23 protein-coding genes are annotated in these 24,996 nt (G+C 61.0%); 11 read left to right on the top strand and 12 right to left on the bottom strand.

Features of this window, described 5'->3' with window-relative positions; genetic code table 11:
- Window positions 1-19 precede the first annotated feature (19 nt).
- From ACGK9R_RS14005 to ACGK9R_RS13985, 5 genes are all read left to right on the top strand, one after another.
- Entirely contained in the window at window positions 20-1,093 is a 1,074-nt protein-coding gene (locus ACGK9R_RS14005) for a TRAP transporter substrate-binding protein (protein ID WP_394582274.1), read from the top strand.
- A gap of 63 nt (window positions 1,094-1,156) precedes the next feature.
- Window positions 1,157-1,657, top strand: a complete 501-nt coding sequence (locus ACGK9R_RS14000; RefSeq protein ID WP_394582272.1) for a TRAP transporter small permease — start codon at window positions 1,157-1,159, stop codon at window positions 1,655-1,657.
- The gene (locus ACGK9R_RS13995) at window positions 1,658-2,977 is read left to right on the top strand and encodes a TRAP transporter large permease (RefSeq protein ID WP_394582270.1); all 1,320 of its coding nucleotides are present in this window, start codon (window positions 1,658-1,660) and stop codon (window positions 2,975-2,977) included. It abuts the gene before it with no gap.
- Window positions 2,978-3,222: 245 nt separating this feature from the next.
- On the top strand, window positions 3,223-4,566 hold the full coding sequence (locus ACGK9R_RS13990) for a hypothetical protein (RefSeq protein WP_394582268.1): 1,344 nt from the start codon (window positions 3,223-3,225) through the stop codon (window positions 4,564-4,566).
- A 141-nt stretch (window positions 4,567-4,707) separates the two neighbouring features.
- Window positions 4,708-6,186: an aldehyde dehydrogenase family protein gene (locus ACGK9R_RS13985; protein ID WP_394582266.1), complete on the top strand. Its 1,479-nt coding sequence runs from the start codon at window positions 4,708-4,710 to the stop codon at window positions 6,184-6,186.
- 142 nt (window positions 6,187-6,328) lie between these two features.
- Here the strand turns inward: ACGK9R_RS13985 and feaR are convergent, their stop codons facing one another.
- On the bottom strand, window positions 6,329-7,243 hold the full coding sequence (feaR, locus tag ACGK9R_RS13980; RefSeq protein WP_394582264.1) for a transcriptional regulator FeaR: 915 nt from the start codon (window positions 7,241-7,243) through the stop codon (window positions 6,329-6,331).
- A 212-nt stretch (window positions 7,244-7,455) separates the two neighbouring features.
- Here feaR and ACGK9R_RS13975 point away from each other — a divergent pair, with 212 nt between their 5' ends.
- Entirely contained in the window at window positions 7,456-8,397 is a 942-nt protein-coding gene (locus tag ACGK9R_RS13975; RefSeq protein WP_394582262.1) for a helix-turn-helix domain-containing protein, read from the top strand.
- A gap of 2 nt (window positions 8,398-8,399) precedes the next feature.
- On the opposite strand, the gene ACGK9R_RS13970 is transcribed toward ACGK9R_RS13975, so the two are convergent.
- From ACGK9R_RS13970 to ACGK9R_RS13960, 3 genes are all read right to left on the bottom strand, one after another.
- A complete protein-coding gene (locus tag ACGK9R_RS13970; RefSeq protein WP_394582260.1) occupies window positions 8,400-9,689 on the bottom strand; it encodes an NAD(P)/FAD-dependent oxidoreductase in 1,290 nt (429 codons plus the stop codon).
- A 92-nt stretch (window positions 9,690-9,781) separates the two neighbouring features.
- Window positions 9,782-10,207: a Rid family hydrolase gene (locus ACGK9R_RS13965; RefSeq protein WP_394582258.1), complete on the bottom strand. Its 426-nt coding sequence runs from the start codon at window positions 10,205-10,207 to the stop codon at window positions 9,782-9,784.
- A gap of 78 nt (window positions 10,208-10,285) precedes the next feature.
- Complete coding sequence (locus tag ACGK9R_RS13960; RefSeq protein ID WP_394582256.1) at window positions 10,286-11,422, bottom strand: tyramine oxidase subunit B; 1,137 nt, start codon at window positions 11,420-11,422, stop codon at window positions 10,286-10,288.
- 278 nt (window positions 11,423-11,700) lie between these two features.
- On the opposite strand from ACGK9R_RS13960, the gene ACGK9R_RS13955 reads away from it, so the two are divergent.
- Complete coding sequence (locus ACGK9R_RS13955; protein WP_394582254.1) at window positions 11,701-11,802, top strand: SEC-C metal-binding domain-containing protein; 102 nt, start codon at window positions 11,701-11,703, stop codon at window positions 11,800-11,802.
- A 62-nt stretch (window positions 11,803-11,864) separates the two neighbouring features.
- The gene (locus ACGK9R_RS13950) at window positions 11,865-12,701 is read left to right on the top strand and encodes a hypothetical protein (RefSeq protein WP_394582252.1); all 837 of its coding nucleotides are present in this window, start codon (window positions 11,865-11,867) and stop codon (window positions 12,699-12,701) included.
- Between the two features lie 97 nt (window positions 12,702-12,798).
- Here ACGK9R_RS13950 and ACGK9R_RS13945 read toward each other — a convergent pair whose 3' ends face one another.
- From ACGK9R_RS13945 to ACGK9R_RS13935, 3 genes are all read right to left on the bottom strand, one after another.
- Window positions 12,799-14,010 (bottom strand): helix-turn-helix domain-containing protein, encoded by a 1,212-nt coding sequence (locus ACGK9R_RS13945; protein ID WP_394582250.1) that lies wholly within the window; start codon window positions 14,008-14,010, stop codon window positions 12,799-12,801.
- Window position 14,011: 1 nt separating this feature from the next.
- Window positions 14,012-14,713 carry a hypothetical protein gene (locus tag ACGK9R_RS13940; protein ID WP_394582248.1) on the bottom strand — a complete coding sequence of 234 codons (702 nt, stop codon included), beginning with the start codon at window positions 14,711-14,713 and terminating at the stop codon, window positions 14,012-14,014.
- Between the two features lie 129 nt (window positions 14,714-14,842).
- Entirely contained in the window at window positions 14,843-15,721 is an 879-nt protein-coding gene (locus tag ACGK9R_RS13935) for a YicC/YloC family endoribonuclease (protein WP_394582246.1), read from the bottom strand.
- Window positions 15,722-15,845: 124 nt separating this feature from the next.
- Here ACGK9R_RS13935 and rph point away from each other — a divergent pair, with 124 nt between their 5' ends.
- The gene (gene rph, locus ACGK9R_RS13930; protein ID WP_394582244.1) at window positions 15,846-16,583 is read left to right on the top strand and encodes a ribonuclease PH; all 738 of its coding nucleotides are present in this window, start codon (window positions 15,846-15,848) and stop codon (window positions 16,581-16,583) included.
- 87 nt (window positions 16,584-16,670) lie between these two features.
- Here the strand turns inward: rph and ACGK9R_RS13925 are convergent, their stop codons facing one another.
- Complete coding sequence (locus ACGK9R_RS13925) at window positions 16,671-17,438, bottom strand: exodeoxyribonuclease III (RefSeq protein WP_394582242.1); 768 nt, start codon at window positions 17,436-17,438, stop codon at window positions 16,671-16,673.
- A 133-nt stretch (window positions 17,439-17,571) separates the two neighbouring features.
- On the opposite strand from ACGK9R_RS13925, the gene pyrE reads away from it, so the two are divergent.
- Window positions 17,572-18,240, top strand: coding sequence for an orotate phosphoribosyltransferase (gene pyrE, locus ACGK9R_RS13920; RefSeq protein WP_394582240.1), 669 nt, complete (start codon window positions 17,572-17,574; stop codon window positions 18,238-18,240).
- On the opposite strand, the gene ACGK9R_RS13915 is transcribed toward pyrE, so the two are convergent.
- The 4 genes from ACGK9R_RS13915 to ACGK9R_RS13900 are packed head-to-tail and all read right to left on the bottom strand — an operon-like array spanning window position 18,237 to window position 22,645.
- Window positions 18,237-18,704 carry a tRNA (cytidine(34)-2'-O)-methyltransferase gene (locus ACGK9R_RS13915; protein WP_394582238.1) on the bottom strand — a complete coding sequence of 156 codons (468 nt, stop codon included), beginning with the start codon at window positions 18,702-18,704 and terminating at the stop codon, window positions 18,237-18,239. The two genes, pyrE and ACGK9R_RS13915, sit on opposite strands and share 4 nt — an antisense overlap.
- A 58-nt stretch (window positions 18,705-18,762) precedes the next feature.
- Window positions 18,763-20,088 carry a c-type cytochrome gene (locus ACGK9R_RS13910; RefSeq protein WP_394582236.1) on the bottom strand — a complete coding sequence of 442 codons (1,326 nt, stop codon included), beginning with the start codon at window positions 20,086-20,088 and terminating at the stop codon, window positions 18,763-18,765.
- Between the two features lie 3 nt (window positions 20,089-20,091).
- Window positions 20,092-21,867 (bottom strand): GMC family oxidoreductase, encoded by a 1,776-nt coding sequence (locus tag ACGK9R_RS13905; protein ID WP_394582234.1) that lies wholly within the window; start codon window positions 21,865-21,867, stop codon window positions 20,092-20,094.
- 52 nt (window positions 21,868-21,919) lie between these two features.
- On the bottom strand, window positions 21,920-22,645 hold the full coding sequence (locus tag ACGK9R_RS13900) for a gluconate 2-dehydrogenase subunit 3 family protein (RefSeq protein ID WP_394582232.1): 726 nt from the start codon (window positions 22,643-22,645) through the stop codon (window positions 21,920-21,922).
- 274 nt (window positions 22,646-22,919) lie between these two features.
- On the opposite strand from ACGK9R_RS13900, the gene rep reads away from it, so the two are divergent.
- On the top strand, window positions 22,920-24,974 hold the full coding sequence (gene rep, locus ACGK9R_RS13895) for a DNA helicase Rep (protein ID WP_394582230.1): 2,055 nt from the start codon (window positions 22,920-22,922) through the stop codon (window positions 24,972-24,974).
- The last annotated feature ends 22 nt before the right edge of the window (window positions 24,975-24,996 follow it).

Below are 24,996 nucleotides of genomic sequence, written 5' to 3'. Positions count from 1 at the left end.
CAAAATAACGGAGACTGCCATGCGCCATTCGTTCGCTTTTCGCCGCACCGTGCTGGGACTTTCTGCGCTCACTCTGCTGACGGCAGTACTACCCGCCCAAGCGGCAACGACGCTCAGAATCATGCATTTTCTACCGGCCATGTCGAATGCCCAGCAGCAGGTGATCGAACCCTGGTGCGAGGAACTCGAAACCCGCTCCGAGGGCGAGCTCAATTGTCAGATCTATCCGTCCATGCAGCTGGGCGGTACGCCAGCGCAGTTGGCAGATTCGGTGCGCAACGGCGTGGTGGATATCGGCTGGACCGCGCTTGGCTACTCCGCCGGGCGCTTCCCGCGCAGCGAAGCGCTGGAGCTTCCGTTCATGCTGCCCGCTGGCGGTGTCGATGCCAGCCGCATCGCTTGGCGATTCAGCCAAGAACAGGCCGCCGACGACTTCCGTGAATTTAAGGTGCTGGCGGTACACAGCGACGGCGGCAGCGTTTTGCATACCCGGGAAACGCCGATTTCGAGCATGGATGACATGAGCGGATTGCGCCTGCGGGCCTCGACGCGCATGGCGTCACAAATCATCGACGAGCTGGGCGCTTCGGCGGTGAGCATGCCACCGGCACAAATCGCCGACACTCTGGCCAAGGGCGTGATCGACGGCGCCTCAGCCTCCTGGGAAGTCGTGCCACCGACCAAGCTCAACGAAGTGACCTTTTATCACACCGGTACCGCCGAGGATCAGGCCACCCCGACCGTGACGGTACTCGCCATGCTGATGAACCAGCGAAGCTACGATCGCCTACCTGAGGCCGCTCGCCAGGCGCTGGATGAATTAAGCGGTGAAGTACTTTCGGAGCGCTTTGGTCGCGCTTGGGACGAGGCCATTGCCCGCGCCCGCGACGATATCGCTTCTGATGATGCTCACACAGTTATCACGCTGGACGATGAAGCCTGGCAGGCCATGGAGGAAGCTACCCAGGGCGTAGCGGCGCAGTGGATCGCCGATCAGCAGGGCGGCATTGATCGCCAGGCGCTCGCGGCGTCGCTGACGGCGCTGGTCGAGCAAGAAGCGCCGGCGCTCGAGCATAGGGCTTCACATCAGTAGGGCGACACATCAGTAGATCGGTCCTCTGAACGACTTACGACACAGGCTTGAAGGAGCACCGCCATGAGGATAGTGCTGAAAAGATCCGCCATTGCCCTGGCGCTACTCGGCGGGCTTCTGCTGGTCTGCGCGATTGGTATCTCGCTGATCTCGATGCTGGGCCGGCGGCTCTGGTCAGCGCCACTTTCGGGGGACATCGAGCTTTTGCAGATGATGATCGCCGTCGCCGTGGCCTGCTTTCTGCCGCTTTGTGAAATCAACGATCGCCATATACGTGTCGATATCGTGGGAACACTGTTTCCCGACGGGCTGAATCGGGCGCTTTTGGCAATCGCTCACTGGACGCTGGCGCTGTTCAGCGCCTTGCTGGTCTGGCGCACGGCACTGCTGGCGCTGGATAGCCTGGCCTACAACGCCCAGAGCACTCAGCTGGGCGTCCCCCAGTGGATTCCCCAGGCCGCCATGCTGCCGGGGCTTGTCTTACTGGGCGTTTGCGCACTCTACATGGGCGTTCGCAGCCTGTATTACGCCAGCAACGACGACACCGCCGGGGAGGGTATCTGAATGGGAGGCATCGAGATAGGCGCCATTTCCCTTGGCATACTGCTGGTGATGCTGGGTATTCGCCTGCACGTGGGAGTGGCGATGCTGCTGGCCGGGGCGATCTGTTACTGGCTAGTGTATGACGGCGAATTCGGCTCACTGCTGTTCACGCTCAACAATCTCGCCTACGCGCGCTTTTCAAGCTACGACCTGGCGGTCATTCCAATTTTCGTGCTGATGGGGCAGTTCGCCATCCACGGCGGGCTTTCGGCTTCGCTGTTTCGCGCCTGTGCCAGTTGGATCGGACATTGGCGGGGAGGGCTTGCAATGTCGGCGGCAGGCGCCTGCGCAGGATTCGGCGCTATCTGCGGGTCGTCGTTAGCCACGGCGACTACCATGAGCCAAGTGGCACTACCGGAGCTTGAACGCTACCACTACGGCAAGAAGCTTGCGACCGGCACCGTGGCGGCGGCGGGCACGCTAGGCATATTGATCCCGCCGTCGGTGCCGCTGATCGTCTACGCGGTGCTGACCCAGGAGTCGATCGCGGCCCTGTTCATGGCGGCGATACTGCCAGGCGTGCTGGCGATGATCGGCTACATGGTGGTCATTCGCCTTATGGCCATGCGCACCATGCGCGACGTCGAGCGGGCACCGCGTCACTCCTGGGGCGAACGGTTAAAAAGCCTGCGCGATATCGCACCGATACTGGTGATATTCATCGTGGTCATCGTCGGGCTTTACGGCGGCTGGGCCAACCTCACCGAGGCGGCGTCCATTGGCGCGGCGGCCTGCGGTATCTACGCGGTCGTGCGTGGCGGGATGCGCCTATCCGGGTTCTATAAAAGTGTAATCGGTACCGCCGAGGCTACGGCCATGATCTATCTGGTCGTCATTGGTGCCGATCTGCTTAACAGTGGTCTGGCCCTGGGCCAACTTCCCTCGACGCTGGCGGAGTGGGTAATAAACAGCGGCTTTGCGCCGCTTGCCGTACTGGCGCTGATTCTGGTGATGTACCTGCTGCTGGGCTGCGTCATGGACTCGCTGTCGATGATCCTGCTCACCATTCCCATTTTCTACCCGGTGATCATGGGGCTCGAGCTGTTCGGTTTGAGCGGGCCGGAAAAGTCCATCTGGTTCGGAATCGTCGCACTCATGGTCGTCGAGATCGGTCTGATCACGCCACCGATGGGAATGAACCTGTTTATCGTGCAGAAATACAGCCGTGGAACGACGCTTGGCACCGTCAGTCGCGGCATCATACCGTTTCTTGGCGCGGACCTGGTGCGTATCGCCATTGTGGTGTTCGTACCGGCGCTCTCACTGGTCTGGCTCGACTAGCCGCTATCTCCAAGCATCAAGGACCGGCCCTCGTGCCGGTCTTTTACATTTTGCGTCCGCCACCCTCAGGTAATTTTCGCCTCATTGCTTTCAGGCAGCCCGAGGCCAATTTCCGTCAGCAGCAGACAAGAACCATGCTCCGCCGCTCGCTAGCCTGTCAGTCGAAGGCTACGCCTATAGGCGCCATGCGCCTTTAAAACAAGCTGTATAACAACAAGCATCGCAATCACAGGGAGCATTCGATCATGACGAATTCACGCAACCTACCCCTACTGCCGGGGCTCGCTCTTGGCTCCGCGATAGCGCTCTGCGTTAGCGGGAACGTCTCTGCTTATGAACTTCACAGCACCGATCAGACCACGGTCAACCTCAACGTCACCGGCGTTGCCGGTGCATTTCATAGCCAGAAAGGCTACGCCCAGTCGGAAACCGCCGAACCCGGCGGCCGGGACTGGCAGGAAGGTTTTCTCAAGTACGGGCTCGATGTCACTCATACGCCTTCGCCTATGGCTGGTTCGCTTTACGCCAACGTTGCCTGGACCTCAAGCGCTACCTGGGGCCAGGGCGACGCCGGCGGGTTCACCACCGGTGACGAGCGACGCACCCGGCTTGAGGATCTGGCCGTCGGCTGGCGGTCCGGCAACCTGATTCCATCGCTCGGCAGTGATGGCCTCGATATCTCCGTGGGCCGTCAATACATCCAGACCGGGGACGGTTTTCTGATTTCCGGTGACTCTCTCAACTTCGGCAAAGGCGTGCTGGGCGGGGAGCTCAACCGCGGCGGCGGCTACTATCTGGCGGCGCGGCAATCCTTCGACAAGACCGCCGTGGTGCGCCTTGGCGGCGAGGCGGGCTGGCGCGGCGAGCTGATGTGGCTTGAGTCGGACAACCGTGCGCAGGCCAAGCCCGAAATGGCGGTGGGCACCATCGAGCACGTGGCCGACGAGGCAACCCTTGGGGCGACCTACCTCAAGGTGCTCGATACCGACGACGACTACGCCTTTCTCTACCCCGACCGCGACGGGACGCGGGTTTACACGATCTACGGTAACGGTAACGCGGGCGTGGAGAATCTGTTTCTCTCCGGCCAGTACGCCTTCCAGGAGAAGGGCAACGACGATAGCGAAAATGCCTGGTATCTCGAGGCGGGCTGGACCTTCGATCAGCTTCCTAGCACGCCCTACGCCAGCTACCGTTTCAGCCGCTTCTCCGATGGCTACGACCCACTGTTCTACGGCAATGGCCGAGCGCTCGGCACCTGGTTTCAGGGCGAAGTGGCGGCTAACTACGCAGGCCCCTTCGCCACCAACGCGCGCATTCACCAGCTCAACCTGGCGCTAGAGCCCACCGAGCAGCTCAGTATTGGCCTGCTCATGTACCGCTTCGATACGCTCGATACCACGCGAGGGCCGAATCTCGACGGTAACGAGATAGACCTTTACGCCAACTGGGCGATCAACGACCGCTGGTGGGTCATGCCACTGGTAGGCCGTTACGATCCGGATGCTTCGACTGCCGAAGGAGGAACGCAGCTCGGTGACAGCGACCCCAACTATTACACTCAGTTGCTGGTCGGATTCAATTTCTAGAGCTCGGCAGAGAGCGTCATGCCAAGGGCAAGAACGGACAAGCCATTGTCAAAATAGCACTTTAGCCTGAGCCACAAGCACGCCTTTTCATGTTGAACGGCCTTGGGTCGTTCGACACCCAGCACACACAGGAGATCGTTCATGAGCCAGCACTTACAAACCGTACAGGCATTTTTCGAGCGAGCAACGGGCTCGTTCATCGACGGCGCCTTCGTCGCCGAGGGCACCCCGTTTGACGTGCTCGACCCGTCGAACGGACAGCCGCTAGTTACACTCGCCACCGGCGACCGCGAGCTGGCCGACCAGGCCATCGCGCTAACCAAAAAAAGCTTCGACGATGGCCGTTGGAGTGGTATGACGCCGGCGGCGCGCGAGCGCATTCTGCTGCGCTTTGCCGATCTTGTAGAAGCAAACGGTGAGGATCTCGCCCAGTTAGAGACACTCAATCAGGGCAAGTCGATCAATCTTTCGCGCGGCGTGGACGTGGGGTTCTCGATCGATTTCATCCGCTATATGGCCGGCTGGACCACCAAGCTAGAAGGCAGCACCCGCGACGTTTCCATCGGCATGCCGGAAGGCGCAAAGTTCAACGCCTACACCCTGCGCCAGCCGGTCGGCGTGGTGGGGGCCATCGTGCCGTGGAACTTCCCCATGATGATCGCGCTCTGGAAGGTCATCCCGGCCCTGGCGGCGGGCTGCACGGTGGTATTGAAGCCCGCCTCGGAAACGCCGCTGACGGTACTGCGTTTGGCCGAGCTTGCGATCGAAGCAGGCGTGCCGAAAGGCGTGTTCAACGTGGTGCTGGGCTCGGGTTCAGTGGTCGGTACTCGTTTGGCCGAACATCCCGATGTCAGCAAAGTAACCTTCACCGGCAGCACTGCGGTCGGCAAGCAGGTGGGCCACGCCGCGGTCGAGCACATGTCGCACTTCTCGCTGGAGCTGGGCGGCAAGAACCCGATGCTGGTGCTTGAAGATGCCGACGTCGAAAAAGCTGTCAACGGCGCGCTGATGGGGGGACTGTTCAACCAGGGTCAGGTTTGCGCGGCTGCCTCGCGCTTTTACGTGCATCGCAGCATTCACGACGCTTTCTGCGAGCAGTTGGCAAGCGCCATCGATACCATGCAAGCGGGTCCCGGCATGGACCCGGAAGCGCAGGTCAACCCGCTGGTCTCCAGGCGTCAGCAGGAGAGCGTGCGCGGCTATCTCGACCGCGCCCGCGAGCAGGGGGCAAAGATCCATGTAGGTAATGACGTGCCTACGGAAGGCTTCTACGTGTCGCCCGCCATCATCAGCGGCGCCAGTCACGATATGGAGGTCGCGCGCGAAGAGGTCTTCGGCCCTGTACTGACCGTGATTCCCTTCGATGACGAAGAGCAAGCGCTGCGCATGGTCAATGATAGCGACCTGGGGCTGGCGGCGAGCCTATGGACCAATAACCTGTCCAAGGCCATGGCGCTGACGCCGCGTATCGAAGCGGGCACCGTGTGGGTCAATACCCACGTAACGCTTGACCCGGCCATGCCGTTCGGCGGGTTCAAGATGTCCGGCATCGGCAAGGAGTTTGGTCCCGAGGCGGTCAACGCCTATACCGAACTCAAATCGGTCTGTATCGCCTACTAGCGCGAGCGCCTGGTAGGCTGCTGCGCTTGATGGTCACTCCCGTGCGGGGGTGGCCTTTATCCTTCGCCCTTCTCTTCCTTGCTTCTTTCCTTTCTCTATTTTGTCTTTTCTGACGTTCACTAAAGCAGGCTGTGCCTCCCCATCAGAAGGCGGGTTCCAGGTGTTCGCGACGATACGTCCGGGGCGAGCTTGCAAACTCACGCTTGAACGATCGGCTGAAGTGCGCCGAATCGGTAAAACCCCACTTGTAGGCGATCTGAGTGATCGAGCACTTGCTCAGCATGGGGCTTGCCAACTCCTCGGCACAGCGGGCCAGACGACGGCGCTGAACGTAACGACATACCGTTTCGTCATGCTGCTCGAACAAGCGGTAGAGTTGGCGAACCGAAATATGAAAGGCGCTCGCCAGACGCTCTGGACCCATATCCTCCTCATGCAGATGCTGCTCGATGAACTGCTGTATGCAGTTGAACAGCGTGCCATCGGCCTGCTCCATGAAAGCCGGCGACTGCGCTTGATGCTGGTAAATCGACGGCAGCAGCGCCGCCAGCGAGTTAACCACGCCCTCCTCTCCCTTCCCTACCGAAACCAGCGGCTCAGTGACCACCCGATTGACAACCAACTGCAGAATCTGACTGCTGGCACAGTCTGGCGTGATCTTCATGAACGGAATCGCTGTATCACCAAAGCATCTCACTACTTCGCTGCGCAATAGATGGAGCGAGTCGTGCTCGATCAAGCCGTGGGAGATGATCTCGCACGTTTTGATGGAGTCCATCAGTGCCATCTCGCCTGGACGCAGCGTAACAGGGGTTCCGTTTTGCACTAAGGTGGCGCGCCCTTGCTTCTGCACGATTAAAAAGCAGTAACGATCTTCGTTACTGCGCTGCGAGCGGCTGCTGGTCACCTTCTCGGCATTCGTCACGATGTTGGCGATATCGATGCCGCCATTGGTACGGGTCGATACGCTGCCTTGAAAGCTCCGGCGATCCTTGAGCGTACAGTCGAAGTAGCCGCAGGTTTGTCGGAGAGCGCCTATCCAGGCATCAAACGGCATGGAGGTTGCATTTGCAGCGGGGGATAGCATAGGGTCACCATTTTCATTAATATTTTAATGGTTGTTTTCACTTTAGGTAAAAAGGCCGCTCGATACCACCCCCTCATTGGTCAAGTCCCGTTGAATGAGACGAGCATCTTTTGAATACCGTGCATTATAAAAAGGCAAGTTGCATGCCATTGGCACGGAGAACCGGCTCGAAGGAGTCTTTCATGACAATTGCCCTGCACCACTGCCTTGACGCCGTTGACCACGCAAAGCGACTTGAAGGCTGGCAACAGGAATCCAGCCAAATCGAATCCGGTATTTTCTCTGGTGAGATCGTCGATATATCGAGCAAGAGCGTGCGGTTGTTTCGTGAAAGCGCCAATCTGGGACTCTCTCAACGCATGCATTTTCCCGACTCTCATTGGCATCTGGTCACGCCGCTTTGCTGGTCCAGTGAAGAGCTTTTTGGCAAGAATACCGTGACCGTACTGCCACGCTGCGATCAGTTCTGGAGCGTGACACCGCCCCATTACGATCTGCTGGTCGTATCGGTTCTACGCAACCAGCATGAGTGGCTTGGCCATCATGAGCGCCGCTTGAGGCGCCTGAACGTACCGACCGAACGATTGCGCCAATTGCGCGAACAGTGGCGGGCAATGACCGATTACCTGCGCCAGCGCCCGCAGGACGACCCCGTACCAGAAGTACTTCAGCAGGCGCTGATCGTCCAGCTCGAAGAGAGCATTTCACTGCTGCTCGACGACGGCGAACTCGGTCGAGAGCCCAATATTGCTAACTACCGGACCCGCCGCTATATCGTCGAGCGCTGTCACGATCTGATGCGCCAGTATCCCGAGGAGCCGCCCTCGCTGCTCACGCTTTGTAGTCAGCTGAAGATCTCGCGGCGTACGCTGCAATACAGTTTTCAGACCGAGGTCGGCCACTCCCCGGTTACCTACCTGCGCGCCATGCGCCTCAACGCAGTGCGCCGTAGCCTCCTTCAAGACCCCACACAGCGTTTGGCTGACGCCGCCGCCGCCCAGGGTTTTTTTCACCAAAGCTATTTTTGCCGCGAGTATCGCCGCCTGTTCCAGGAGCCACCTTCGACGACCTGCGCACGAGCGATCGACGCCGGGCGACAAAGTACGGCCTGGCCGCACCGATGAGTCTAGAATCGTCCGAACCGATAGGGCCTTGGGTCGATGATCGGATCACTTCCCATCAATAGATCAGCGGCCAGTTGGCCCGCCGCCGGTGAGGTGCCAAAGCCATGCCCGGAGAAGCCGGTGGCGAGCGTAAGGCCCGGCACGCCGGGTACGCCGTCAATGACCGGATTCGAATCTGGGGTGATATCGATCATCCCCGCCCAGGACTCCTCGACGGTCATGTTCTCGAACACCGGCCAGGCCGCCGATAGGTTGCGTGAGGCCTCATCGTTGAGCGCCTGGTTAATCGGCGGGTCCATGGTGCGCACGCGCTCGAAGGGTGAATGGCCGTTTTTCCAGCGCCGCGGTAGCGTTAGATCACGCCAGAAATGCTTGCCCAGCGATATCCGCATGAGCCCCCATTGAGCGCGTAGCGCGCTCAGATATTTGGAGCCGACCAATAGATGGTCGAGTGTGAGCGGCGCATCGAGCGCGCCGCGCTGGGTGACGATGAAACCGCCATTCTTGTGTTTGCGAAAGGAGAAGTCCGGTCCACCCACGGCGGTATCGGTCGGCCCTTCCATGGCGCCAGTGCGAAACACCGACAGCACCAGCGGCAGCGTCGGCAGTGATATCCCGATATTGCCCAGAAAACGTCGCGACCACATGCCGCCGGCCAGCAATACCTGATCGCACTCGATTTCACCGCGCTCGGTCACGACGCCGCTCACTCGGCCGCCAGTACGCGTCAAATTGCGCACCGCACAGTTCTCGACGATCACCGCTCCGCGGGCGATCGCCGCCTTGGCGATGGCGCTGGAGGCCAGCGTCGGCTCGGCGCAGCCGTCCGAAGCCGTGAAGATCCCCCCGGCCCAATCGCCTCGCCCACCCGGCACCCGGGCATCGATCTCCCGTGCGCTCAGGATTTTCGAGTCCAGCGACAGATCGGCAACCGACTTGAGCCAGGCTTCGTGCACCGCGAGCTGCTCTGGCGTACGCGACAGAAACATGATGCCCGATTGGCGATAACCCACGTCGCTGCCGGTGCGCTCGGCCATTTTCGCCCATAGCCGGTCGGCGGCGAGCGCCAGCGGCACATCCTCTCCGTGGCGGCTGGTCTTGCGTATCCAGCCCAGGTTTCGCGAGGACTGCTCACCTGCGAGCCGTCCCTTTTCCAGTACCGTGACAGAAACGCCACGCTCGGCGAGGGTCAGCGCCGCGGTCAAGCCGATGATGCCTCCACCGATGATGACCACGGTGGTCGAGGCGGGAAATTCGTTGGAGGTATCAACGGGTGCGATGGTCGGTGCCATGACAGAGTCCTGAGCAGTGGATCGGTAAACCCGAAGCGACCGGACGATGCCAGTCGCGGTTCGAACGCTCGGTTAGCGGGCCGGGCACGGTTTCACTGTGCGGAGGTATCGATCCGACGGGTCTCGGCGCTACCGGCGCCTCGATAGGCGGTCACTTCGAGCTCGACCTTATAGACTTCAGAACCCAGCGGTGGGCAGGTCACGGTGATGACCGGATCGATCCCGCGCATGGTTTCGCCAAACAGCGTCATGACGGTTTCGGTATCCGCCGGGTTCTGAATGAAGATCTTCGCCGCAACGACATCGGCCAGGCTGCTGTCGACGGCGGCCAAACCACCTTCGATGTTGGCAAATACCTGTTTCAGCTGCTCGCTGACGTCGTCGGGAATTTCCTTGGTCTCCGGATTACGCCCGGCGGTGTTGGACACGAGGATCCAGTTATCGACAGCCACCACGCGGGAATAGCTGGCGTGCTCTTCGAATTTTGAACCGGTCTTGACTTTGGTAATCGTGCTCATGGTTAAACGCTCGCGTTGAAGTCGATGAAAGGAAGAGCGCCCCGAGCCGGGGCACTCGTCAAGCACATGGCCAGTACGTTATCTCAGTACGGGCTCGTCCCAGAGATTCAGTTTGACGCCGATGCCCTGCTCCAGGGCCCGCCGGTAAACCACCGTGGCCCAGGCGACATCCTCGACCGGCATACCGCCGACCGACATCATGATGATCTCGTCGTCATTTTGACGCCCAGGGCTATCGCCGGAGACGATCGCGCCCAGGTCTTCCAGCGCGCTGGCCTCGAGGGTGCCAGCATGGATCATGTCCATGAACTTCACGCCAACCAGTGGAATCACGTTATGCGCGGGCTTGGGCACCTCCTCATACCAGGCTTCATAAAGACCGGTGTCATCGAGCACCTTGCGCACGTCACTCGCTTCCATGCCTTCATCGAAATTGCACGGTGCGGGCATGGCCAGAAAAGCACCGGGCTTGACCCACTCGCGCTTGACCAGCGGGTATTTGGAAGGATCGCCAACCTCGCCGGAGGCGCAGTAGGTCACGATATCGGAACCGCGTACCACCGCCTCTTCGGAATCGACGAGCTCGATATTGGCGATCTGCGGGTAGTGCTCTTTCACCCAGTTCAAGAAGGTGGTGAGATTTTCCCCGCTACGCCCCTTGACCTTGAGAGTATCGATACCGGGGCAAACCGCCATGAAGGCGGCTACGCTGGTACGCCCCATCACGCCAGGCCCTAAAAGACCAATGACGCGCGAGTCCTTACGTGCCAGATAACGGGCGCCAACGCCGGGCACGGCGCCGGTGCGATAGGCTGACAGCAGGTTGGCCGACATGAACGCCAGCGGCGCGGCGGTGTCCGGGTCGGTCAGAGTGAACATCAGAATGGAGCGCGGTAACCCCTTCTCCTTATTGGCGATGTTGGAGCCGTACCACTTCACGCCCGAGGTGCAGAAGCTGCCGCCCAGATAGGCCGGCATCGCCATCATGCGCCGATCGGCCGTCGGTTTGGGCATGGTGGGAAAAGGCGACTCCTCAGGAAACATGATCATCGCCCCATGGGAATCGTTATTGGGGCCAGCCATACGGTAATCGCCGATATGCAGAAGGTTAAACATCTCTTCCATGGTGTCGACACAGGCGGCCATATCGGTGACACCGGCGCGGATCATGTCCTGTTCGGAGAGATAGATGAAATCGATCCTGGTATCGTGCATGTTTCGAGTCCTCGGCAGAGTTTTTATTGGATACGTTACGTTTCATGATGCAGCCGAGAAGAGATGGGTGTTAGCACAGATCGGCAAGTCATGGTTGATATGCGACTTTAGACGGATGGGTAGTTAATCACGCGGGACCCGATAGGCAGATAAAGCGTATTTTTGCGAGGCGCGCGACACGCTGCCGACCGTCCTTGGTAAGTAGCCGCGCCAATACGCTAGACGCCCAAAAGCTGTGTCTTTATCTTCTGGGTACTGACCGATACCAGGCCACTTTCATGAAACCAGAACGCAACGATGCCTGCCCCTGTGGCAGCCAAAAGAAAGATAAACGCTCTCCATGGGGAAAGACCCAGCTACCTCGGCTGAGGACGTGCTGAGCGAGATCAAGCGATATTACGAATCGAACCCCGGCTTGACGCAGGAAGATTTCGAGACATTCGTGCAACGCACGTTTGCAGCGCATAACCAGCAGCCCAACCCGGATTTTTGTGGATTATCGCCGGAACAGATGACCAACTGGCTTTACGCCCCGTGGCAGGAACTGCAGGGCGTGACCATCAATACGCCGGATACGCTTTCATCCAGCCCGGTGATGCGCTATCTGGCCCTGATGCTGGACGAAGCCGAACACCACGGCGGCGCGTTCAAGGCGACTCCCAGGGGCAACCTGCCCGCCAAACTGGTCAAGCAGGCAAGCGCACTCTTGCCCGAGTTTGCGGTCGCTCGATACGCCGGCCACATCAGCATCAGCGACTTTGCCGGGCACAACGAAGAGAGTATCAACGCGCTGCACTATACCCGCGTACTGGCAGAAGTCGCCGGCATTCTCTATCGCCGCAAGGGCCATTTTCACGTCAAGAAAAGCGCCCGAAAACAGTACCAGACCCAAGGGCTTCAGGCCTTTTTCATTCCCATGCTTGAGGCCGCAACGCAGCGCTATAACTGGGGCTATTTCGATGGATGGGAAGAGAGCGTCGACCTTGCCAGCGTTTGGCTGTTCATGCTGTGGCGCCTGCACACCCACACCCGAGTGGACACACTGACCGATGAGGTCATCACGACATTTCCGGCTTTACTGGCTCACTTGCCAACTTATTCCTACACCACGCCCACCAAGCAATTGGGCCACATGATCGAATCCCGCTTTATCGAACGGTTTTTGCAGTTCTGGGGGTTCGTCATCATCGACCCTTTACGTGTTTCAAACGGAGAGCCCATCAAACGCAAGGCCGAGATTCAGCCCCTGTTCGAGGCCACGTTTACATTTCACGTTTAACGCACCTCGCTTGCCAGCCACCCTGGCAGAACTTGGCAGTGGCTATCTGATCCTCGTAAAAATGGACGATGCCATCGCCACATCCGCAACAATCACGCTATTTTTGGAACGGCAACACATCCGCTCGCCTCGTCCGGCCAGACCTTGCCGTATCCCGTTTGAGCTTGAGAGGCACTACGTTGTCTACAGCGTCAGGCTGAACACTCAGGTAACCTGGGCGTAAATTACACAGCATCTCAATCGTCTCTGACGGCAGGCCAATCTGGTGAACCAGTTCAGTGCGTTCGAAGATGCCGTTATCTACCAGAAGGTGCGCGCCGCGCATCATCAGCTTGGGCTGCTCGAAAGCCAGAGCATCGTCGCCAGGCTCGCCTTTCGTCCATTTGCGTGCCGAGCGCCCTTTCCAGAGCCTTAGCTCTAATGGCTCCGACAGCAGCAATAAGTCTCGACAGCGAACGATCATTGATGCGACCGAGACTTTCCAGCGCGATTTGAGCGAAAGCAGGTTATCCAGCGTTGGCCATACGACCTCTTGGGCAAAGCTCTCGGGCGGCATCAAGAAAGCACTGGCGAAGCGATTTGCTTGCGCTTCAAGCAGGCCATACAACTCTTTTTTAGCGTATTGCGCAGCTGGTATTTTGGCGTGCAGCACGACATGCCCAAGTTCGTGTGCGGCATCAAAGCGGTTGCGTATGGCATTGGCTTTATCTTCAGCGATCAACACATAGGGCCGGCCATCTAAAACGGAGACATGGGAAACACCGTCCATTTTGACGTGCCCAAGGGTAGCCCGAGTGCAAATGATTCCTGCATTTTCCATGACCTGGATAACATTTGGGATAGGAGCAGAGCCTAGCTTCCAGACATCTCGGCACTCTCTGGCGATGTCTTCGATCTCTTCGTCGCTGATCAACCGGCAATCGTTCGCGTTCAGCATCGGCACATTGACCTCTGGCCACTCCATCGCTTGCTGGAAGAAGTCAGAAATCTCTTGTAGCCACGCTAAATAGAGCTGTGATCTTTCACGCGCCTGTTTATGAACAGAGGCTTGTGAACGGAAAAAGTAAGGTCGTTGGCTTTCCTCAACAACGGGAGGAACAGGCTTCAAAAACCACATGCGCGACACTTGAAACAGTTGGCAAAGGCGATCAAAGGACTCGACTTCAGGTAGCTGGGAGCCTTTTTCCCAAGCCGATACCGTGCTGGAAGAGCGTCCTACCTGCTCACCCAGCTCCGCGAGGGTCAGATTCTGGGCCATGCGCAGTTGGTTCAACCGCTGACCTTGAAAGCCATCCACCCCTGTTCTCATGTCACTCGTTCCCACCTTCACGTTGATCCAGACTCTCGGCGCGACGCATCCTATCACGCAGGGTCGGATAGGCAATATCTTCCACTTCACTGCCTGCTTCACTGTAGTACGGCCATAACTGGCCTATATCCATGAACAGATGGAACCCAGCCCGAGGGTCAGAGTAAGGCACTGCGATGGCCACGCCGATTGGGCTACTCTGGTCGTTACTGTCTGTCCATTTCGTTGTGTGGGGAAGTAATAACGCATGGAGCGCTTCCTGGCTGGGCCCTAAAGGGGAAGCAGGCGCTTTGAAAAGGTCAGGGTGCTGTTTCTCCAGTCTTTTATTAATGAGTCCAAGCAAACGTCTAAAACGAGCATCGCGAATAGGAGGCGTCCTTCCCATGGTGATCACGCTGGTGGTGATTTGCATGCCACCCGCACGAACCAGCGCGTAATGCCCTCCAGCGGGCCTGGTTATCTGGTTGCTGACTTCAAAACTTTCGTCCTTGGCCAGGCTCAGCAGGGCTTCCTGCACCGTAAAATGATGTGACTGCGGCCCAGGCCCAGCCAGCGGTACATGCTTATAAGTCTCCCTGAGATGGCTATCGCTCTTCAGAAAAGCTGCCTCAATGCTTTCGAGCATTTGCTGCAAGCGATGGCGAGGTAATTCTTGGCAAATATAGCGGCATAGCTCTTCTTTATTTAGTTCTGCTTGATTCATGAGCGACTCCCGGGAAGGAAAATGATCTTGTTAAACGGATTATAGGTCCATATATTCCTGTTAACCATCCAGTTGAAACGCTCGATGTGGCGGTCACCTCATGAGATACAGGGAGCAAACACAGCGCTATCACTCAATATTCTGAATCTGCTCCCTCATCTGTTCGATCAGCACCTTGAGTTCCACCGCGCAGCGAGTGGTGTCGGCGACCGCGGATTTCGATGAGAGCGTGTTGGCTTCGCGGTTGAGTTCCTGCATCAGAAAATCGAGCCGACGGCCCTGGGGGCCTTTTTGCGTGAGCTGGCGGCGCACTTCCTGGACGTGGGTGTCGAGGCGGTCGAGCTCTTCGGCGACATCCAGCTTTTGCGCCACTATCACCAGCTCCGCTTCCAGGCGTTGGGAGTCGAGTTCGGTTCTGGCGGCCTCCAGACGCTCGAGCAGAAGCGTCCGCTGGCGTTCGAGAATTTGCGGCAGCAGCTCGCGCACCCGGCGCACCTGCTCGTCGACCGCGTGAAGGCGTGACACGATCATTTCGCCGAGCTTTTCGCCTTCGCGGGCGCGGGCCTCGATCAGTTCATCGAGCGCCTGGTCGAACAGCGCAAGTGCGGCATCCTTGATCGCCTCCATGTCCTGGTGCGGGGTCTCCAGCACCCCGGGGTGGTTCAGAAGCGCAAGCGTGGTGGGCGCCTCGGCGGCGGGTACCTGGGCCTGAACGGTGGCGAGCACGTCGGCGAGCTCTTGCAGGCGGGCGTGGTTGACCCTGGGGGCCGCGTTTTCGGCGAGGGCTTCAAAGCGCAGCGTGCACTCGATTTTGCCGCGGGCCAGGCGCGTTCGCAGCGCGTCGCGAAAGGCGGGCTCGAGCTCGCGAAGGGCGTCGGGCAGGCGAAAGTGCGGGTCCAGGTAGCGCTGGTTCACCGAGCGCAGCTCGAGTTGGAAGGTGCCGAAGGCGGCGGCGTGGTCGGCGCGGGCGAAGGCGGTCATGCTGTGTACGTGGCGGGAAGTGCTCATCGAAGCGATCCTTTTGAGAGCCCATTTGCGCCAGTCTACCCGATGAGGCGGGTTTGCGCGGCGCGGGCGTGTACAATGGGCGCCTTTTACGCATCATGCGCTCAACGCGCGTTAGAGAGGTACCATGCGACCCGACGTTGTTCGACCCAGCGGCCGCGAGGCCAACCAGCTGCGCGATATTCGCCTGACCCGCGACTACACCCGCCACGCCGAAGGCTCGGTGCTGGTGGAGTTCGGCGATACCAGAGTGCTGTGCAACGCAAGCGTGGAGGCCGGCGTGCCGCGCTGGCTGCGCGGCAAGAATCAGGGCTGGGTGACCGCCGAGTACGGCATGCTGCCGCGGGCCACCCACACCCGGGGCGGACGCGAAGCCAGCCGCGGCAAGCAGGGCGGGCGCACGCTCGAGATCCAGCGGCTGATCGGGCGCAGCCTGCGCGCGGCGGTCGATCTGAAAAAGCTCGGCGAGTTCACCATTACCCTGGACTGCGACGTCATCCAGGCCGACGGCGGCACCCGCACCGCGGCGATCACCGGCGGCTGCGTGGCGCTGGTCGATGCGATCCGCTACTTGCAGCGCGAGAAGAAGATCAAGAGCGACCCGTTCAAGCAGCTGATCAGCGCCATTTCGGTGGGCATCTACCAGGGCGCGGCGGTGCTGGATCTGGACTACCCGGAAGACAGCAAGGCCGAGACCGATTTAAACGTGGTGATGACCGAAAGTGGCGAGCTGATCGAGGTGCAGGGCACCGCCGAGGCCAAGGCGTTCAACCGCGCCGAGCTCAACGCCATGCTCGATCTTGCCGAAAAGGCCGGCGAGGAACTACGCAGCCACCAGCGCGAGGCGTTGGGGATTCGCGGCTAGGCGTTAGCGCCGGATGGGCAAAAGGCCAGCGTAATACTGGCCTTTTGCTGGCGACTCATGGCCGGTGCGACGCGGGAAGTCGCGCCCTTACAGCGCCAGATCGTACTCGACGATCAGCGGGGCGTACTCGGAGAAGGTAGCGTCGTAGTCGATCCAGGCGTCGACCACGTGGCGACGGAAGTTGGGGCCGACCAGTTGGTAGTCGAGGCGCCAGCCTTCCTGACGGCTACGCGGCACGTCCTGGTCGAGCTTCGGCCAGAAGGTGTACTCGCCGGCGTCGCGGTTGATCTCGCGGAAAGTGTCGATGAAACCTGTCGGGCCGAGCACCTGATCCATCCAGGCACGCTCTTCCGGGCGAAAGCCGGAGGTGAGCTGGTTGTCGGACCAGTTGGCAAGATCCACGGTCTTGTGGGCGATGTGCCAGGTACCGCAGATGATGTACTCGCGGCGCTTGCGCGACATCTTGGTCAGGTACTCCTGGTACTGCTCCATGAAGGCGTGCTTGGCCTTCTGATCCGAGCCGTCCGGCATCAGGAAAGTGGCGATGCTGAAGCGGTCGTAGTCCGCCTGCAGAAAGCGCCCTTCGTGGTCGCACTGGGGAAAGCCCAGCCCGTACATGATCGCCTTGGGAATCTTGCGACAGTAAAGCCCTACACCTGAAAACCCGTCCTCTTCGGCGTCCAGGAAGTAGCCTTCGTAGCCTTCCGGATAGAGGATATGGTCGCCGAGCTCGAAGCTCTTGGCCTTCAGGTTCTGCACGCAGACCACGTCGGCGTCCTGCTGAGCCAGCCAGTCCAGGAAGCCTCGGTCGACGGCATCGCGGATACCGTTGACATTAATGCTGGCAATTTTCATAAATCGTCCCTTTTGCGTCGCTGCGGTATGATACCCGACGTTTAGACGTTTGGGTAAATAGGCAGGCTCAATCGGCCTGTCTGCCCGTTTAATATCGTTACGCTCACCCACCTACTCTCGAGAGAACACCGCCGTGGCTTCGACCCTTCAACCCTACCAGCGCGACTTCATTGCCTTCGCTATCGAGCAGGGCGTTCTCAAATTCGGCGAGTTCACGCTCAAGTCCGGGCGTGTCAGCCCCTATTTCTTCAATGCCGGCCTGTTCCAGGCCGGACGGGCACTTGCCAAGCTCGGCCGCTTCTACGCCCAGGCGATCGAGGAGAGCCGGTTGGCCGCCGATGTACTGTTCGGCCCGGCCTACAAGGGCATTCCGCTGGCCGCCGTCACCGCCGCGGCGCTGGCCGACCATCATGACCGGGACATGCCCTACGCCTTCAACCGCAAGGAAGCCAAGGCCCACGGCGAAGGCGGCAATATCGTCGGCGCGCCGCTTGCCGGCGACATCCTGATCATCGACGACGTGATCACCGCCGGGACCGCCATTCGCGAGGTGATGACGCTGATCGACGCCGAAGGCGCCCGCGCCGCCGGCGTGATCATCGCGCTGGACCGCCAGGAGCGCGGCCAAGGCGAGAAGAGCGCGCTGCAGGAGGTCGCCGCCGAATACGCCATGCCCGTGGTGAGTATCGTCACTCTCGAGCAGGTACTTGAATATCTCGAAGAGCACGCAGGCGGCGAGATGCTCGCCTACGCCGAGGCGGTGCGCGCCTATCGCGACCGTTACGGCGTTAGCGCCGACTAATCCTCGGCGCCAGCGTAGCCCTGCTGGCGCCAGGCCTCATAGCTCACCACCGCTACGGCGTTGGAGAGATTGAGGCTGCGGTTGTTCGGCTGCATGGGAATGCGCAGCTTCCGGGAATCGGCGATCGCGGCGTGGGCCTCGCTCGAAAGCCCGCCGGTTTCCGAGCCGAACAGCAGCACGTCACCCGGCGCGAAAGTCGCCTCGCTGTGCGCCCTGGTGCCTTTAGTGGTGATCGCCCAGAGGCGGCGCTCCCCCATCGCCTCGAGGAAAGCGGCGAAATCGCGGTGGCGCGTGACGTTGGCCAGATCGCGGTAGTCAAGCCCAGCGCGGCGCAGCTTCTTCTCCTCGAGATCGAAGCCCAGCGGCTCGATCAGGTGCAGCCGGCAGCCGTTGTTGGCCACCAGCCGCATGATGTTGCCGGTATTGGGCGCCATGCGCGGCTCGAACAGCGCTACGTCGAACATGATTCTGCCCTTTTCGCCTCCAGAGCGGGCCCGGGAGACGTCTTGAGCCCGCGCTAGTCTACCCGCGCGAGGCGTTTTGGGGAGTGGGCAGTTTGTCGCGTGCATCGAGCTGCGTGCGCAGCTCACTGATGCGCTCGACATCGACCGGCTCGGCGGCGTTGCCCCAGCTGTTGCGGATGTAATCCAGCACCGTGGCGATCTCGGCGTCGTTCATCTTCCAGGCAAACGACGGCATACCGGCGCCGGTCGGGCGCGCCTGAGTGTGCGCCGCGCGCCCGCCCATCAGCATCACGTGGATCAGGTTGGTGGCATCAGCAGCCAGAAGCGCGTTATTACCCGCAAACGCCGGCGCCACGTTGGCCATGCCTTCCCCGGCCACGCCGTGGCACGCCGAGCAGTTCACTTCATAGGCCAGCGCGCCACTCTTGGGGCCCTGATCGTCCAGGGTCATCGGCTCCGGGCGCGCGTTGTTCGACTCAGGCGTACTCAGCAGGTACTCGGCTACCGACTGCAGGTCCTCGTCGGTCAGGTACTGGGTCGAGTGCTCGACCGCCTCGGCCATCGGGCCGGTGGCGAAGCTTACGCTGTTGGCGCCGGTTTTCAGGTATTCGACCAGCTCGTCGGCGCTGGTCGCGCCCACGCCGGTGTGCGGGTTGGAGGAGATGTCCGGCGCGTACCAGATATCGAGGCGCCCGCCGGCCAGGTAGCCGTCGCTTGTCGGCCCACCGAGGGCGTTACGTGCGGTGTGGCAGGTCGCGCAGTGGCCGGGGCCGTCGACGATATAGCGGCCGCGCTCGATCATCTCGGCCTGGTCCGGACGCTCGTCGAACCCTTCGTTGTCGAAGAACAGCGCGTTCCACCCCAGCATCGCCAGGCGAATGTTGTAGGGGAAGCCGAGATCGTCGAGTTCGCTGATCTCTTGATCGACCGGCTCGACGGTGGACATGTAGGCCCACAGGTCGTGCATATCCTGGTCGGTCAGCTTGGCGTAGGCGGTGTAGGGCATCGCCGGGTAGAGAAAGCCGTCGCTGCCAATACCCTGGCGCAGGGCGTTGAAGAAGTCGCGCTCGGTCATCTCGCCGATGCCGGTGTCGATGTCCGGCGAGATGTTGGAGGCAACGATACCGCCAAACGGCGTGGAGACCGTGTAGCCGCCGCCGAAATCCTCCTTATGGCACGCCATGCAGTCACCCAGGCGCATCACGTACTCGCCGCGCGCGATCGCCTCCTGGTCGTCGCTGGTGAAGTCCGCAAGCCGCGTCTGGTCGTCGGCCACATCCGAGCGCGAGGTATCGAAGGTGGGCCAGGCCCACACGCCGACCCCCACTGCCGCCACTACCGCGGCAACGCCAACGACGATCGCCGTTTTCTTGAATGTCGACATCGTTTAGCTCTCCGCCAGGGGGCCGGGGTTTTGAACGTAGCGCTCGTGGATCGCGCGAGCGGTACGAATCGCCAGTGCGCCGACGGTGCCGGTGGGGTTGTAGCCTGCGTTGTTGGGGAAGGCGGAGGCGCCGACCACGAACAGGTTGTGGGCATCCCAGCTCTGTAGCCACGGGTTGACCGCGGAGGTCGCCGGGTCCGCGCCCATCGGTACGCCGCCGATGACGTGATCCGAGGCGATCTTGGCCGTGGTGAAGGGCTTGTCGGCGTAGTTGAACGGCGTGATGTGCGAAGCACCCATTTGACGGGCAATCTCGTTGGAGCGCTCCATGGTGAAAGCCGCCATGTTGCGATCGTTCTGGGCGTAGTCGTAGGTCAAACGCAGAAGCGGCACGCCGAACTTGTCCTTGTAGTTCGGGTCGAGATCCAGGTAGCCGGTGCGCGTGGGCATGGAGCTACCCTGATTGAACAGGATGCCGTAGTTCTGGTAGTACTTGGCGTAGGCCTGCTTGAAGCCCTGCCCCCAGCGCGGCGAGCCTTCGGGCAGGCTCTCGGCACGGGCGATCGGCAGGCCATCGCGCGAAAGCGTCAGAATGCCGGCGCCGCCGATGAAGTCCAGATCCGAGTGGTCGAAGTTGTCGCCGTTGAAGTCGTCGATCTGCGAGCCAAGTGCCCCCGCCCCGACGAAGGGGTTGATCTGCTCGTTCTCGAACCACATATGGGTGCCGGAGATGGTCTGGAACGAAAAGTTGCGCCCTACCACGCCTTCGCGGGTATTGGGGTTGTAGGGCTGGCCGATTTCAGAGTTGAGCAGAATGCGGGTGTTGTCGATCATGAACGCAGTCAGACAGACGATATCCGCCGGCTGCTCGATCTCGCGGCCGCCTTCGTCGATGTAGGTAATGCCGGTCACGGTCTCGCCGTCGGCGGCCTTGTTGACGCGGGTCACGCACGCCTTGGTGATGACGCTGAAGTTGGGGCGACGCATCAGCGCCGGGAAAATACACGCCTGGGGCGAGGACTTGGAGTAGTTGCCGCAGCCGTAGGCGAGACAAAAACCGCAGTAGGTGCACGCGCCCATCGCCACGCCCAAGGGGTTCACCCAGGGCTCGGAAAGATTCGCCGCCGGAATGGTGAACGGGGTGTACCCCATCTCGTTAGTGGCGTCGTTGAAGATCTCCATCATGCGCAGCGTCTTGAGCGCTGGCGTCGGGTAATCCCGCGTACGCGCACCCTCGTAGGGGTTGCCGCCCGCCTTGATCTCGCCGTTGAGGTTACCCGCGGTGCCGGAGATCCCGGCGATGCGCTCGAAGCGATCGTAAAACGGCTCGAGCTCGTCGTAAGTGATGCCCCAATCCTGCAGCTGTAGCTCGCCGTCCTCGGCGCGCTCCATGCCGTAGCGCTCGATGGTGCGGGTGCGCACCTCGAAATCCCAGGGCGAGAAGCGCCAGGCCATGCCGGCCCAGTGGAAACCGGCGCCGCCGACCCCCTTGCCCAGCTCGAAGATGCCGTAGTCGCGCTGGGGCACGGCCACCTGGTCCAGCCGGTTGCGGAAGGTGAGGGTATTGTCGCGCGGCGGGGTCAGAAGCTCCTTGCGGCTGCTCCAGCGCAGCTCGTCCGGGTCGACCGCCGGCGGCGTATGGGTCGAGGTGTCCTGCCAGGCGCCACGGTCGATCGCGACGACGTTGAGCCCCGCGCGAGTCAGTTCTTCCGCCATCAGGGCGCCGGACCAGCCGAGTCCGACGATGACGACGTCGGCTTTGGGTCGCTTGCTTGCCATGGTCTTTTCCTACTGAATTTTTTTAAGTATGCGTTGCGTTGTCGCCGCTCGATCAATCCTGGGGAATCAGGCTCACCGGAATCAGGTCGAGCTTTTCACCGGTGTGATCGGCGTAGAGGCGGTAGTCGTAGCGCGCGCCGGGGAAGCCGATCAGCTTCCAGCCCGCCATGTCGCGGTTCCCGCCGTAGATCGGGTCGGAGAAGTAACCTTCGCGCACGCTGACCAGCATCATTTCGAAAAACGCTTGGGTGTGAACGCCTTGACCAAGATCAATGTTGCCCTGCTCCATGTCGCTCAGAATCTGATCCTGGCGCTCGGGCGCAAGCTCGGCGAACTCGGCGCCGTCGTTGTCGCGGGTCCAGTCATTGAGCGCATCGAGGCCGGTTTCGTAGCGCTCGCGCGGCGTGGCGATGAACTGCGGCGCCTGGGTGAGCTCTTCGGCGTGGGGTTGAAGCGGCGTTTCGCGGTACATGGTCGCGCCTTCGCCCCAGGGGCCAGCGAGCTGGCCGTCGAGAAACTCGATGCAGCCCGCCTCGGTGGCGCTCGGGCCGAGCTCATCACCGGGAATCAAACGATCAAAAGCAGCGGCCAGAGTGCGCCGGCGTGCGTCGTCGTTGAGTACCTGCAGCCCGCCCACGTGGGAGGGCGTGGGAATGAACTCGCCGTCGAGCTGCGTCGATTGGGGAAAGTTACGGATTTCGTCGGCGCCCAGATAGGGGGCGACGGTTACGGAGGCGGTCATCGCCCCCAGAGAGCGAAGTGCTTCGCGTCGGTTCATCACGGTCTCCTTCCAGGCCATCGCGCCGACAGGGTCAGAACGCGCCCTGGGCTTTCAATACGCATGACCGCCGGATCGAAGAGTCGACCGGCGGTCATTCAAAGTCTACGGGGCTTGATCATTCGGGTTGATCATTTGCTGGGCGCGCATTATACAAGCTCTTGTAGGACTTTCGCCTTATATCGGTAAATAATTTTCAAATTCCCGGGCGTTTCATCGCGTACGGGGTGGCCTGTATGATACGGCCCACTCTTCCCTGCCTGGTACTGTCGCCATGTCCTCGATCGCGTCTCGTCTGAACGGCTTGAATCCCCGCCAACGTGAGGCCGTGAAGTACATCGATGGCCCCTGTCTGGTGCTGGCCGGGGCAGGCTCGGGCAAGACCAGCGTCATTACCACCAAGATAGCCTACCTGGTGAAGGAGTGCGGGATGAGCGCGCGCCGAATCGCCGCGGTCACCTTCACCAACAAGGCCGCCCGCGAGATGAAAGAGCGCGTGGGCCAGATGCTCAAGGGCCGCGAAGGTCACGGGCTGACCGTCTCCACCTTCCACACCCTGGGGCTCAATATCATCCGCGGCGAGCTGAAAACGCTTGGCTACAAGCCGGGCTTTTCGCTGTTCGACCCGGAAGACGCCAAGGCGCTGTTGCGCGACCTGATGAACAAGGACGCCCAGGTCGACGCCGAGCAGATCAACGCGGTGCAGGGCAGGATCTCCACCTGGAAGAACGACCTGGTGCTGCCGGGTGCCGCGCTCTCCTTTGCCGAGGACGAGGACGAGCAGTTCGCCGCCCGCGTTTACGAGGCCTACAACCGCCATCTGAAGGCCTACAACGCGGTGGATTTCGACGATCTGATCCTCTTGCCGGTGGTGCTGCTGCAAAACGATGCCGAGGCACTGGCCCGCTGGCGGCGCAAGATCCACTACATGCTGGTGGACGAGTATCAGGACACCAACGTCTCGCAGTATCTTTTGGTAAAGCTTCTGATGGACGAGCGCGCCACCTTCACCGTGGTCGGCGACGACGACCAGTCGATCTACGCCTGGCGCGGGGCGCGCCCGGAAAACCTGGTGACGCTGGGCGAGGATTTCCCCCGGCTCAAGGTGATCAAGCTCGAGCAGAACTACCGCTCCACCGGCACCATCCTGCGCGCGGCCAACACCTTGATTGCCAACAACCCCCACGTTTACGACAAGACGCTGTGGTCGGAAATGGGCGACGGCGCGCCGATTCGTGTGGTGGTCAACCGCCACGAGGAGGCCGAGGCCGAACGGGTGGCGAGCGACATGTTCACCCGCCGCATCAAGGAGTCCGCCGAATGGCGCGATTTCGCGGTGCTCTACCGGGGCAACTTCCAGGCCAGGCTTCTGGAGTTGAAGCTGCAGCACTACCAGATTCCCTACAAGCTCTCCGGCGGCACGTCGTTTTTCTCGCGCAACGAGATCAAGGACGCCATGGCCTACCTGCGCCTTCTGATCAACCCGGCGGACGACAACGCCTTTCTGCGCATCGTCAACGTGCCGCGCCGGGAGGTGGGGCCAGGCACCGTCGAGAAGCTCGCCAACTACGCCACCGAGCGCTCGATCTCGCTGTTCGCCGCCTGCCATGAGCTGGGGCTCGAGCAGGTGCTGCCGACCCGCGCCACGGAGCGCCTTGCCCGCTTCACCCATTTCATCGACGGCGTGCGAAAACGCATGGACCAGGGCGACGCCATCGCCGCGATCCGCGACATGCTGCGCGACATGGATTACGAGGCCTGGCTTTACCAGAACGCCAGCGCCCCGACCGTCGCCGAACGGCGCATGGCCAACGTCTGGATTCTGATCGATCAGTTGGAGAAGTCGCTCAATCGTGATCCGGAAGAGGACGCCGATTCGACCGCCACGGAAACCGACGGCGTCGAAGCGGCGATATCGCGGCTGGTACTGCGCGACATCCTCGAGCAGCAGGCCGAAGAGGACGACTCCGACCGGGTACAGCTACTCACCATGCACGCCTCCAAGGGGCTGGAGTTTCCCCACGTCTACCTGATGGGGCTCGAGGAAGATCTTCTGCCGCACAGAAACGCCATCGAGGTCGGCACGGTGGAGGAGGAGCGGCGGCTGGCCTACGTGGGCATTACCCGCGCCCGGCGCACGCTGACCATGACGCTCGCCCGCCAGCGCAAGGCCTATGGCGAATTGATGGATTGCCAGCCGAGCCGCTTTCTCGACGAGCTGCCCGAAGCGGATCTGGAGTGGGAAGGCCGCGCCGACAAGGAGGACCCGGACAAGAAACAGGCGCGCGGCAAGGACGCGATCGCCGGGCTGCGCTCGCTGTTAGGGTAGGTGCGAAGAAAAAGAAGTTATC

Origin of the sequence: Halomonas sp. HNIBRBA4712 (assembly GCF_043558675.1) — a bacterium.
GTDB lineage: Bacteria > Pseudomonadota > Gammaproteobacteria > Pseudomonadales > Halomonadaceae > Vreelandella.
This window is presented reverse-complemented; position numbering and strand designations above follow the sequence as displayed.